At 34.4% G+C, this 12,143-nt stretch carries 12 protein-coding genes; 8 read left to right on the top strand and 4 right to left on the bottom strand.

Translation table 11 applies throughout. From position 1 onward, the window contains the following. Positions 1-171 precede the first annotated feature (171 nt). Together ACKI3D_RS09665 and ACKI3D_RS09660 are read left to right on the top strand one after the other, a co-directional pair. Positions 172-1,101: a M48 family metalloprotease gene (locus ACKI3D_RS09665; protein ID WP_407394077.1), complete on the top strand. Its 930-nt coding sequence runs from the start codon at positions 172-174 to the stop codon at positions 1,099-1,101. A gap of 161 nt (positions 1,102-1,262) precedes the next feature. Further along, positions 1,263-1,874 (top strand): vWA domain-containing protein, encoded by a 612-nt coding sequence (locus tag ACKI3D_RS09660; protein ID WP_407394076.1) that lies wholly within the window; start codon positions 1,263-1,265, stop codon positions 1,872-1,874. Here the strand turns inward: ACKI3D_RS09660 and queC are convergent. Continuing rightward, positions 1,871-2,548, bottom strand: a complete 678-nt coding sequence (queC, locus tag ACKI3D_RS09655) for a 7-cyano-7-deazaguanine synthase QueC (RefSeq protein WP_407394075.1) — start codon at positions 2,546-2,548, stop codon at positions 1,871-1,873. The genes ACKI3D_RS09660 and queC overlap by 4 nt on opposite strands. Beyond that, positions 2,545-3,714 carry a nickel pincer cofactor biosynthesis protein LarC gene (gene larC, locus ACKI3D_RS09650; RefSeq protein WP_407394074.1) on the bottom strand — a complete coding sequence of 390 codons (1,170 nt, stop codon included), beginning with the start codon at positions 3,712-3,714 and terminating at the stop codon, positions 2,545-2,547. The genes queC and larC overlap by 4 nt, the downstream gene beginning before the upstream one ends. A 67-nt stretch (positions 3,715-3,781) precedes the next feature. Here larC and ACKI3D_RS09645 point away from each other — a divergent pair, with 67 nt between their 5' ends. From ACKI3D_RS09645 to ACKI3D_RS09635, 3 genes are all read left to right on the top strand, one after another. Then, positions 3,782-4,855 carry a phosphatidylglycerophosphatase A gene (locus ACKI3D_RS09645; protein WP_407394072.1) on the top strand — a complete coding sequence of 358 codons (1,074 nt, stop codon included), beginning with the start codon at positions 3,782-3,784 and terminating at the stop codon, positions 4,853-4,855. A 3-nt stretch (positions 4,856-4,858) separates the two neighbouring features. Further along, positions 4,859-5,641: an adenosylcobinamide-GDP ribazoletransferase gene (gene cobS, locus ACKI3D_RS09640; protein ID WP_407394070.1), complete on the top strand. Its 783-nt coding sequence runs from the start codon at positions 4,859-4,861 to the stop codon at positions 5,639-5,641. 225 nt (positions 5,642-5,866) lie between these two features. Continuing rightward, positions 5,867-6,406, top strand: coding sequence for a tRNA (cytidine(56)-2'-O)-methyltransferase (locus tag ACKI3D_RS09635; RefSeq protein ID WP_407394069.1), 540 nt, complete (start codon positions 5,867-5,869; stop codon positions 6,404-6,406). Here the strand turns inward: ACKI3D_RS09635 and ACKI3D_RS09630 are convergent. Next, complete coding sequence (locus ACKI3D_RS09630) at positions 6,403-7,497, bottom strand: DUF763 domain-containing protein (RefSeq protein WP_407394067.1); 1,095 nt, start codon at positions 7,495-7,497, stop codon at positions 6,403-6,405. The two genes, ACKI3D_RS09635 and ACKI3D_RS09630, sit on opposite strands and share 4 nt — an antisense overlap. A gap of 126 nt (positions 7,498-7,623) precedes the next feature. Between ACKI3D_RS09630 and ACKI3D_RS09625 the strand changes: the two genes are divergently transcribed. The 3 genes from ACKI3D_RS09625 (at position 7,624) to ACKI3D_RS09615 (ending at position 11,577) form a co-directional block, all read left to right on the top strand. Beyond that, positions 7,624-8,304, top strand: coding sequence for a TIGR00266 family protein (locus ACKI3D_RS09625; protein WP_407394065.1), 681 nt, complete (start codon positions 7,624-7,626; stop codon positions 8,302-8,304). Between the two features lie 87 nt (positions 8,305-8,391). Beyond that, a complete protein-coding gene (locus ACKI3D_RS09620; protein WP_407394063.1) occupies positions 8,392-10,704 on the top strand; it encodes a transglutaminase domain-containing protein in 2,313 nt (770 codons plus the stop codon). Between the two features lie 135 nt (positions 10,705-10,839). After that, the gene (locus ACKI3D_RS09615) at positions 10,840-11,577 is read left to right on the top strand and encodes a peptidylprolyl isomerase (protein WP_407394061.1); all 738 of its coding nucleotides are present in this window, start codon (positions 10,840-10,842) and stop codon (positions 11,575-11,577) included. 8 nt (positions 11,578-11,585) lie between these two features. Here ACKI3D_RS09615 and ACKI3D_RS09610 read toward each other — a convergent pair whose 3' ends face one another. Then, entirely contained in the window at positions 11,586-12,077 is a 492-nt protein-coding gene (locus tag ACKI3D_RS09610; protein ID WP_407394059.1) for a fumarate hydratase C-terminal domain-containing protein, read from the bottom strand. Positions 12,078-12,143 lie beyond the last annotated feature (66 nt).

The raw sequence follows: 12,143 nt of genomic DNA, 5'->3' as shown, positions 1-12,143 counted from the left end.
TACTCTAATTATTCTTATTTTTTAATGTAATAACAATTTTTTTCAATATTTAAAATAATTACAATATGTTATTGCTATGCTTGTCAACACCATATGCAAAATATGATTTCGTTTTGTCATATTGGAATTTTCTGCACAAATATATTATAATGTTCGAACATATTATTAATCATGGCAAAAAATGATAGAAGTGCAGTAAATCCATTTACTGGCAAAAAACATTTTGATATGGTAAACGACGATAAATTCCTGCAACAGTCTTATAACGAGTATTATGCCATGGTTAACAAATCACAATTATTAGATAATACTCAAGATGGACAAATCGTCAGAAATGTTGCGATAAAACTGATTAATGCTGTAAATGAATATTTGGCTAAAATAGGCAGGTTGGATTATGTTGAAAACTATTATGATTGGGACTTCCATTTAGTGGCAAATAACACTGTAAATGCATTTTGCATGCCTGGAGGAAAGATTATAATGTTTTCAGGTATTCTTTCAGTTGCCAATACTGAAGAGAAAGTGGCATTTATCTTAGGTCATGAAATGGCCCACGCTCTTCTTGACCATTCAAGAACTAGAGCTAGTGCACAAACTGCTCACAATGCAGTAACTTCTGCGGCTTGGGTAGGTAGTCTTGCAATGGATCTTTTTGGTTTGGGAGCGCTTGGAAACTTGACAAGGGCGGCTACTAATGTTGCTAGTGCAGGTTCCCAATATCTTCTATTGAATCCATGGGGAAGGGACCAGGAACTTGAAGCTGATAAACTTGGTATGATGATTATTCATTGGGCAGGTTATGATATTTCTTCAATCCCTGCATTTTGGCAGTCCATGTCTGGCAGAAATCCTAATAATACAGATTTCTTCTCAACTCATCCTGCGGATTCAAAAAGAATAGCTGTCATGAATGAAATGATTCATGAAATTGAAAATCAAAAGGATTTTTACTCTCAACCAGTTTTATCTGATAAGGTCACTCCTAAAGAAGAATTTAAAGATTCTCATGAACCTAACACCGCAAAATTTTGCCAAAAATGTGGTGCTCCTTTAGAAGCTGATTCTAAGTTCTGCACAAAATGTGGAACTAAACTTTAAGATTGTGTGATTAATGATAAGGTCTCTTAAAAGGGATTAACTTTTTTTATTTTTTTTCATTTCGGAAAACTTTATATACTAGTTATTGTTAATATATTGTGTGTAAGTTACTAACAACTTATTAACAAAAGTCCATATAAAACACCAAAGGAAGTGAAAAAATGAAAATTGCACCTCAAAATCAAACTGTCGATTTGATATTTCTTATCGATAAAAGTGGCTCAATGTATGGGTCTGAAGAAGATATAATTGGAGGATTTAATTCTTTCATTGAAAGAGAAACCAAGAAAGACTTAAATACCAATGTAACAACTATCTTTTTTGCACATGACTATGAAGTCTTGTACAAAAGAAAAGCAATTGAAGACGTTAAAAAATTAACCTGCAATGAATATATGGTTGGGGGTTCAACCGCTCTTTTAGATGCAATCGGAAGAACAATAACCTCAATGGAAAGAGAAATAGACAATAACGTGTTGTTCGTTATCATGACTGACGGATATGAAAATTCATCATGCGAATATTCAAAAGCTCAAATCAGCAATATGATTGCAAACCATAATTGGGAATTCATCTACATTGGAGCAGACATTGATTCATATTCCGAGGCAGGCAGGATAGGCATTAGAAAATCTCGTGTAGCAAATTATGAAAAATCTGCTCGTGGTGTGGATAAGTTATATTGTTCTGTAGAAAATGCAATGGATTGCATGAGATCTAACAGGTCTTTAGATGAAGGGGATTGGAAAAAAGAGTTAAATGAATATGATTAAATTTCATATTCGCTTTCATCTTTAATGTTTAAACTATCAAATGCTCGTTTCCGCCTCACACAGCTTTCACAAACGCCGCAATGTTTGTTTCCTCCTTTATAACAAGAATAGCTTAATTCCATTGGAGCACCAACTTCAACTCCTAACCTCACTATTTCCTCTTTACTTAAATCTATGGCTGGTGCTTCAATTTTAATTTTTTCAGGAGATCCAACTTCAATCAATTCATTAAAAGCATTTAAGAATTCTTTTGAATTATCCGGAAATGTTGCCGCTTCTTCTGCATCCCATCCAACAATTATCTTTTCAGCGCCGATACTTTCGGCATAAGATACTGCTATTGAAGTGAACACCATATTTCTTGCAGGAACCCAAACGCTGCTTGCAGTTTCTTTGGTTTTTTCTAAATCGTTTAAATCATCAGTTGAAACTTCAGGAATTTCTTCATCAGTGTTTAGACTTGAAGTGCTGATTTTCGCCAGCCATGGCAAATCAATAACTTCATGTTTCCAGCTCATTTTTCTACAGATTTCTTGGGCAGCTTGCAGTTCCCTTTTGAATGCTTTTTGACCATAATTGAAAGTTATTGCATGAATTTCATATTCATCGGAATAAGCGCTGGTGGCAACTGTACAATCAAGACCTCCAGATAATACTGAAATGGCTTTTTTCATTTAATCATCTCTTTTATTTCTCTTAACGGAAGTCCGCTATCTTCAGCTATTTTCTTTAAATCTTCATATTCCGGCCTTTTTGAGATAACTTCTCCATTGACATATCCTATTTTAAATGTCACTTCATATTCTTCACCGGCAATGTCAAAAGTCTTTTTTTCAAATTCCCTTTTTGCAATTCCCCTATGGATGTTTGGAGCAATTCTTATTCCTAAACTTCCGGTTTCCTTGAAAATGCTTTCAATTATTTTTTCTCTGTTTTCTTTTTTAGAAATGACCTTTAAAAGACTTCCTTGACGGTTCTTCTTCATTATTATTGGTGTAATTGATACATCTCTTGCACCGGCTTCTAGTAGTTTATCAAAGAGGTATCCTATTTCTTCACCAGTCAAATGATCAATGTTGGTTTCAATCACATCAATTTCATCATTTTCTATAATGTCGGAGCTTTTGATTATCCTCAAGACATTTGGATGGTCAAAGTCTTTCATACCTGCTCCATAGCCTGTTTTTTCAGGTTTAATTTGTGGAATGAACTCCTTTATTTCATCACATAATTCCATATAGATTGCAGCTCCAGTTGGGGTTGCAAGTTCCGAATCAACTGGTCCGCCTATAATTTTGGCTTCTTTTAAGATTTCAACAACTGCAGGTGCAGGAACAGGTATGATTCCATGTGCAGTTTTGACTCTACCTCCACCAACAGCAATTGGAAGACCTATAACTTTTTCGTCATCCAATCCTAATGAATAATATGCATAAATAGAACCTATCACATCAGCCACCGCATCGCTGGCCCCAACCTCATGAAAATGAATGGTTTCAATAGTTTTGCCATGAATTTTTGCTTCTGCTTTTGCAATTCTTTCAAAAACTTTAACTGAGGTTTCTTTAACATTATCATCTAAATTTAACTCTTTTATCTTGGAAATAAAATTCGGATAACTTATTGAACTTTTTTCTTCAAGCATTTCGACATTGCAAAATGTTGATTCAATGCCGTGTTTTGTGACTTTTGTAAAACTTACATCTACTTTTCCAAATGGTTCTGCAGATTTCTCCATAATCTCTTTTAATTTATCTGCATCGGCTCCTAAATCAACAAATGCGCCAATCAACATATTTCCAGCTATTCCGCTTCCTTGTGGGTCGATAATAATTGTCATAATGATAAGTCCTTTTTGAATTATAATATACTATAATTTAAATTAAATAATTAATATATATTATCACATGAAATCAAATATCGTCGAAAAAGATTATGGAATTTGCATTAATAATCCAAATCACTTTTTGGCATTTAGCGATTTTACAGTTAGTGATGGTATTGATATTGTTGAAAATGTTAACATATTAATTTCCAAAGATGAATTTGAAGCTACTGCAAAACGGGCTGAGGCATTTAACCAATCTCAAGGTTCATACATTGCACAGGCAACTGATTCTCTCGATTATTTTACAAAAACCTATGATGATTTAATTATTTTCACATTCATGGCAAATGATGTTCATGTTGAGGATTTCACCCAACATTTGAAAGTTGCAAACTCATCTAAAGGTTTTGCTGATGCAAGAATTAATTTAAGTCATGTAGTTTACATTGATAAAGTAATATCACCAAAGAACTTGCTTAAAATATTTAAAATAATCACTAATGTTAAAGCCAGAACATTGGCCAATATGGCCTTTCCGGTTCATATTCAGAACATCTTAAATACTGATGATTTTTTGGCTGTTTTAGCTAATGTTCCTGAAAATGATGGAAGTTTAGACATTAACAATGCAGAATATGATGATATTGATTTTGGTGAGTTAAAGGTTAGAATTGAAGAGGCTATCGAAATTAGCATAGAGGACGCATTTGAAAAATTTGATTTGACATTTGGAATTCTTGATTATTTCGTTGGCGAGGGAATCTTAATTGGAGACTTGGTTGAAGCGGGTTTGGAGCTTGTAGAAGGGGTGGAGGTTACAGACGAGCTAAAATCAAAAATGAAAGCGGAAATTCTTGAATCTTTAACTGACATTAATGTCATTGCACTTTTAGTTGCTGCAATGAGAACAGAACAGGACTTAACTGGAAATAGAATACGTGAACTTGATGTAAGTGATAATCCGGATTATTTGTATGCTGATGAGGTATTGGGCATTGCAATTTCAAACCAGATTGCGGGAACTAAGGCCGCATTAGATTTTAAAAGATACGATGAAGCAAAACCAGGTATTATTTATGGATTGCCTCCAATGCTCGATGATATTTTCGCAGGTTTGATTGCAGGGTGCGTGTCAAAAATATTTGAGGGATAAAAAATGGAAGATGATAGTTATTTTGAAGATGAGGAATTCTCACCAATCAGGTCTCTTTTAGGCCTTTTAACATTCTCAACAATCATACCAATTAATGTTTTCACATCAATTGAGTATATGACTAAATTAACTTGGTGCTGGCCATTCATACACATATTCATAGGTATTTTAGCAGCCATTTGTGGTTATGTATCTTTAGAGATGTTGCATTTAAATTCATTTTTCACAGCAGTTATTGTTTATGCATTTTTAATGATTATTACCGGCTATAACCATCTAGATGGTGTAATGGATATGGCGGATGGAGTAATGGTTCATGGAGACCCTGAACGTAAAATCCGTGTAATGAAAGATTCATCAGTTGGTGCCGGAGGGGTTGCAACATTATTTGTAGTGGCCAGCCTAACCGTTGGCGGATTATATAACATCTTAGATTATCATTTCATTTATGGGATTATCATCTGTGAGATGGCTGCAAAAACTTCTTTATTAACTACAGCTTTGTTGTCCCGCCCTTTAACTCCGGGAATTGGCAGTTACTTTATAAAAGAAACAACAATAACTAACTATTTTGCTTCAACTATTATTTGCGGCATTGTTGCATTCTTATTAGGTAGTTTAGTAGGTGTTTTAGGAGTCATTGGGGCAATTGTTAGTGGAATCATGATTGCTACAATTGCAAGACGTAATTTTGTCTTGGCAAATGGCGATGTTTTAGGAATGAGCAATGAAGTTGGCAGGTTATTCTCATTATTGTTTATGAGTGTAGCTTTATATTTCCTTTAACTTATAATTACATGTTTAAATCAATTTTGAAGTTTAAAAAAGCATCATTTTATATAGTGTGTCTGATAAAAGTAGTTTTGATGAGATTGGCCACTGGTCGAAGAATATCCTCAAAATTTACTTAATTATATTTTTAAATTGTATCACCTCCATACTAATAATTTTTTCAAGTGGTTTTTCTCATCAAATTTAAATAATTTTAATGAATAATAATTAAATGATAATATGAATGTTAATGTTTTAAGATTAGACCACAGATTAAAAAGGGATACAAGAATTACAACCCATGTATGCTTGACAGCCCGTGCTTTTGGAGCAAGCAAAATCTATCTTGCCGGTGAACGTGATAACAAACTCATGGAAAATGTAAGGGATACAGCATCAAGATTTGGAGGAAATTTTGAAATAGAACACACAGAGAGCTATATGGGGGTCATCAACAAATGGAAGGCAGACGGTGGTAAAGTAGTCCACTTGACAATGTATGGATCACAGGCTCATGAAGTGGCACCTGAGATAAGGGAAGATGGTAGCGATATTTTAATTGTCGTTGGTGGAGCTAAAGTCCCTGGAAAAGTCTATAAGGCTGCTGATTGGAATATGTCTGTTACAACCCAACCCCATTCTGAAGTATCTTCTTTAGCTGTATTTCAACACCTGCTGATGGACGGCAAGGAGTTTGAACTGGAGTTTGAAAATCCAGTGCTTGAAGTTATTCCAACAGCTCATGGAAAAACAGTTAATGTTCATAATGAAAACCGTTAGGAGATAAAATCATCCAATCTTTTAATGGCTTTTAATTTTTCATCTTTTTTTATACGTGCTTGGTCAAGTGCGTCTCTTATTGTTTGAATGGAATTATCGTAGACTTCTCTGTCAACGGGATAGGGAAAGCCGTCTTTTCCTCCGTGAGTAAAACTATATTTTACAGGATCTTTCCAACTGGCTGGCTCGCCATATACCAAATCAGAGATTAGTGCAAGGGCTCTTATTTTTTTAGGGCCAATTCCTTTAAGCAGTATTAATTCCTCATAGTTTTCAGGCTGTATTTCCCAGGCTCTTGTCAGAACTTCAAATTCGGCATCGGAGATGTCCATATCAAGAACGGGATGGTGGGCAGGCATAGTAAAGTCTTCCAAGAGCAACTGATTATCTTTTCTTTTAAAATATTGCCTTAAGTGATTTGGATTATCATTTATCAAATCAACGCTTATCTTTTGAGCTTCCTCGCTGTCTTTTGAAGACATATTGAGGGTGTTGGGTGTTTTTCTATCACAGGATATTCCGCTGTGAGGGTCATTTAGGAGCTTTTCAACTTCTGAACCTAACCAATGGTACCTTCGAGCATATTTGGTTTGGGTGTTCATTCCCTGTTGGATTACGGCCCAATCCCCTTTTTCTGTTACAAAGAAATTATGCTGATATAATGTGTATCCGTCTTGAATGCAGGAGTTATCAATCTTAGCGGATAATTTGCTTGTTTCAACGAGTTTTTCAGTTGTTTTTGTTTTTAAGTTAAATACTTCACCTGCATGTTCGATTCCCTTTGGTGTTTTCCGGGATTTGGCACCTTTGCCTCCAGTCAAATAGATTCCATGCTCTTCGGGAGTTAATGATGCTTTAAGGGCTCCAAGAGTCGTGGTTGTAGTTCCTGAAGAGTGCCAATCAAAGCCTAAAACGCAAGAAAATGCCTGAAACCAGTAGGGATTGGAAATTCTATTTAAGAATTCGGCTAAACTATATTCTTCAATGATTACTGAAGCCAGTGCACCTGATAGATTAACCATTCTAGAAAATAACCAACTTGGAGGATGTCCTCCATGAAGGGGTAAGTTAACTGCTCCTCTTCTTTGCATGAATAAGTTTATATTTATTATAAATATTAGTTTTTTACCGAGAGCATTTGGTAAGTATTATAATCAAAATGCCTATATATTAAAAATTTAATAGATTAAGTATAAACAATATTTTGGTGAAATTAAATGGAATATGAAATAACTGGAGGTTCCTTCCCTATTGTAGTATGCACATTACAAGAAGGGGAAACCCTGAAAAATGAAACTGGCGCAATGGCTTTCATGAGCTCTGACATAAAAATGGATACTAATACTGGAGGAGGTCTTTTAAAAGGATTAGGAAGAGCCCTATCAGGAGACACAATCTTTTTAAATTACTTTACAGCAAAATCCGATAATCAAAAAATCGGATTTTCAGCACGCACTCCAGGAAAGATTTTTCCTGTAAGATTGGATGGAACAAATACAATCATCGGTCAGAAAAATGCCTTCTTGGCAGCTGAAGATGGTGTTGACCTCGACATATACTTTAAGAATAAGCTTGGAGCAGGTATATTTGGAGGTGAAGGTTTCATTCTTCAAAAATTCAGTGGAAATGGAGTTGTATTTTTAGAAATTGATGGTGAAGTAATTGAACGTGAATTGCAGCCTGGTGAAAAACTGTTAGTGGATCCGGGCCACATTGCAGCTATGGAAGAATCCGTTCAGTTTGATGTTGAAAGACTTAAAGGGGCTAAAAATATATTATTTGGAGAAGGCCTATTCTTCACTAGATTAACCGGACCTGGAAAAGTATGGATTCAAACCATGCCTATTAGTAAATTGGCAGAAGCTATTATTCCGTTCATACCAACAACTCGCGAATAGAAAAGTTTATGGCTCACATAAACTTTTTTTTAACTTTTTCATTGGATGAAAAGTATATTGTTAATTATCTGCTGGAGGAAATGAGGTTTGATTAAAAAAATATCACTTCCAATGTTTTTATTGTTGATTATCCTGTTTTCAATCACTGCAATTCAAGCAAGTGATGTAAATGCAACAGATTCACAAACAATAAACTCTATTGATGATGTTCCCCTTCAAATTGAAAATAACACTCAATTGGAAGAGTTTACTAATGATGATGCTACTCTAGGAGATAACAATAAAAATCAAACCCAATTATCATCACCAACAAATAGTATTTATGGTCATTATAATGTGATATTAAACGATTCCAACAGCGCATTAGCAAATAGAAATGTTTCTTTTACTGTAAATAATGTTAAATATGTTAATAGAACTGATAATGATGGAATTGCAAGTCTTAATTTAAAATTAAATCCTGGAAATTACACAATAACCTCATATTTTTCAGGAGATGATGACTATGAGTCATCCAAGCTAACTTCAACTGTTGAGATTTTGCCAACTATCATTGCAAGCAACATAACAAAGTACTATAAAGGAACTACAAAATATTCAGCAGTCTTTCTTGATGTCCAAGGCAATCCTTTAAAGGATACTTTGGTAAACATTACCGTTAATGGAAAAACCTACTCTAAAAAAACTAATAATAATGGTATTGCAAGTTTAAAGATGAACTTTAAGCCAGGTACTTTTAATGTAATTTCAACTAATCCAGTTACTGGATATAAATCAGCAACTACTTTTAAGATTCTATCAACAATAACTTCTTCTGACCTTAAAAAAGTAAAGGGGGACAGTAGAAAATTTGTTGTAAAATTCTTTAAAGGCAATGGTAAGGTATTGTCAAATAAGAAGGTTAAAATAAAGATCAATGGCAAGGTCAAAAAAGTTAAAACAAACTCAAAAGGAAAAGTAAAATTGTCCTTGAACAATCTCAAGAAAGGAGAATATAAAGTCGTTTGCTATAATAAAGATGGATTATCAAAATCCAATACTGTAAAAATTTACAATATTGCAACTACTAAGCTGAAGGTCAATATCTCTGATTTCCACACTTTCCTTCCAAATGATACTAAAAACATAAAAATCAAATTTTCAACTAATTTGGATGATGATGCAAAGGTCGGAAAATCTATTAAAATCAACCTTGATGGAGTAACATATTCCAGAAAAACCGACAATAATGGTGTTGTAAATTTCAAATTGCCGGTTGATAAAGGCTTTTTCACCATCGGATTCGAGTATAAAGGTAACAAGTTTTTCAAATCCTCTAAAGTTAAAAATTCAATCACAATTCTTGATACTACAAAAACCAATCTGACAGTAAAGAGCACAACTCGGTTTGGTTATGGTGCAGACACTCCATTTAAGGTATCATTCAATGCTAATGGGGTTCCTTTAGTTAAAAGGACCGTAACCTTTAATATTAATGGAAAAACCTACAAGAAGACTACGGACAATAATGGAATAGCTTCTGTACCCATCACTCTAAATTTAGGCAATTATACTGTTAGCTATAGTGCGCCCGATGATTCTTATGTAACTGGAACTTCAGGGTCTTGCAAAATAACAGTCTTTAAAAGAAGCCCTTCCAAGCTCACATGGGAATGTGGAAAGTCATACAAGGATAACTTACAGGCTTTTAAAGTTTTATTGGTTGATTCCAATGGCAAACCTCTCTCTTTGGGCAATATTGAGTTAACTATTGATGGGGAAACCTATAGTGGAAAGACAGCATCAAATGGATATGCAATAATCAAAACCGCAGTTCCGTTAGGAAAATATAAGGTTTCTGTAAATTTCACAGGCAGTAATGGTTATCTTCCAAGTTCCACATCCAAGTCCATAACCGTAAAGCTTTCTAAATTCGGCAAAGGATTGAATCAGAAAACTTCATCTTCATATTCAAGTGCATATCTCAAATCTTCCAGCTATTGCCAGGTTAACAACGCAAAGATTAAGGCATTGGTAAAATCATTAACCAGTGGTTTAACCAATAATGTAGACAAAGCAAAAGCAATATTTGATTTTGTATGTGATGAGGTAGAATATGACCATTATTATAACTCTCACAAAGGCGCGGTATCTACATTAAATACTAAAAGCGGCAATTGTGCCGATCAGGCACATTTACTGGTGGCCATGTATAGGACAGCAGGCTTTAAAGCGAGATATGTTCATGGGGTTTGCAAATTTTCAGATGAAACAACTGGCCATGTTTGGACTCAGGTTTTAGTCGATAAAACTTGGATTTGCGGAGATCCGAGCAGTTGCAGAAATTCTCTAGGCAAAATAAATAACTGGAATACTAACTCCTACAGGATACATACGACATATACAAGTCTTCCATTTTAATTTTTTCATTATCTCTTATTTTTTACATTAACATCATCATTAAACAAAACTTTAATAAGTAAGGTTTGCTATATTTATTAGTGTTATATTTATTAACAAATTATTTAATCAAAATTATTAAGGAGCGTAATTTTTATGGCTATAGATAACGGAGATTTTGTAAGAGTAAATTTTACTGGAAGAATTAAAGAAACTGATGAAGTATTCGATACTACTTATGATGAAGTCGCACAAGAAGCTGGAATTTTCGATGAAAACAAAACTTACAAAGCAATTCCTATTGTTGTTGGTGGAAATCATTTATTGCCAGCTATTGAAGAAGCAATCACCGGATTAGAAGAAGGAGACAAAAAAACTGTTGAAGTAGATTCTGAAAACGGTTTCGGTCAAAGAGACCCTAAATTAATCCAATTAGTGCCTATGAAAGAATTCAAAAAACAAGGCATGACTCCTTTCCCAGGTATGAGAATCACTTCCGATGGTGCAACCGGTAAAATCTTAACCGTTAATGGTGGAAGAGTAAAAGTTGACTTTAATCACGAATTAGCTGGAAAAGACTTAATCTACGATGTTGAAGTTACCGAAATCATTGATGATGAATCAGATAAAATCAAAAGTATGATTGAGTTACACTACTCCAACCCTAATGTAGATGTTGACAAAACTGAAATCGACATCGTTGATGGTGTTGCTAACATCAAATTGGATGAAATGGCTAAATTCGATCAACAATCTTACATGGACATTACCTTTGCAAGATTCAGAATTGCTAAAGACATCTGGGACAACATCGACGGCATTACCAAAGTTAATTTCGTAGATGAATTCGAGAAAAAAGAAGAAGCAGCTGATGAAGAAGACGACGAAGAATAAGTCTTCTTTTAAATTTTTTTACCGTCCTGGATAGCTACTATTCCAGGAATTTTTTCTACTTTTAATTCAAACATGGCTTCCATGCCTTCATTTTCAAATAGAACACACTTTTTTTCCAGAACTTTGCTTGTAAGCAGTGCCGCTACCGGTGGAGTAATTACAAAAATAGAGTTATATTCATTTAAAGAGTTGATTGTATCGTCACTTAACATTCCTTTTCCGATATGAACTTTAACGCCTGCTTTACTTAATGCAGGTATTGTTGATTCGATTTCTACTTTGCTGCTTGTTGTTGGAGCAATTCCCGCATCGCTGAATGCAGTATGCATTATGACGGCTCCATTTAAATCGAAAGGGACCTCATCATTTTTAACCAGCTCTACAAGCTGGGGCAGGGCAGCGTCACGGCCCGTGTAGATTGTCCCTGAAATTGTAATCTGGTCTCCAACATTTAGACAATTCAAATCCTCATCGGCAATTGGTGTAGTCAAGTGCATCATAATAATTATTTTGTTTTAATTTTTTATAAATTTTTAATTTGTCACGATTTTTAATAACATATTTAA

The organism is Methanobrevibacter sp., assembly GCF_045586545.1.
In the GTDB taxonomy this organism is placed as follows: Archaea; Methanobacteriota; Methanobacteria; order Methanobacteriales; family Methanobacteriaceae; genus Methanocatella.
Note: the sequence above shows the minus strand (reverse complement) of the source record. Positions and strands in the feature narration are given on the sequence as shown.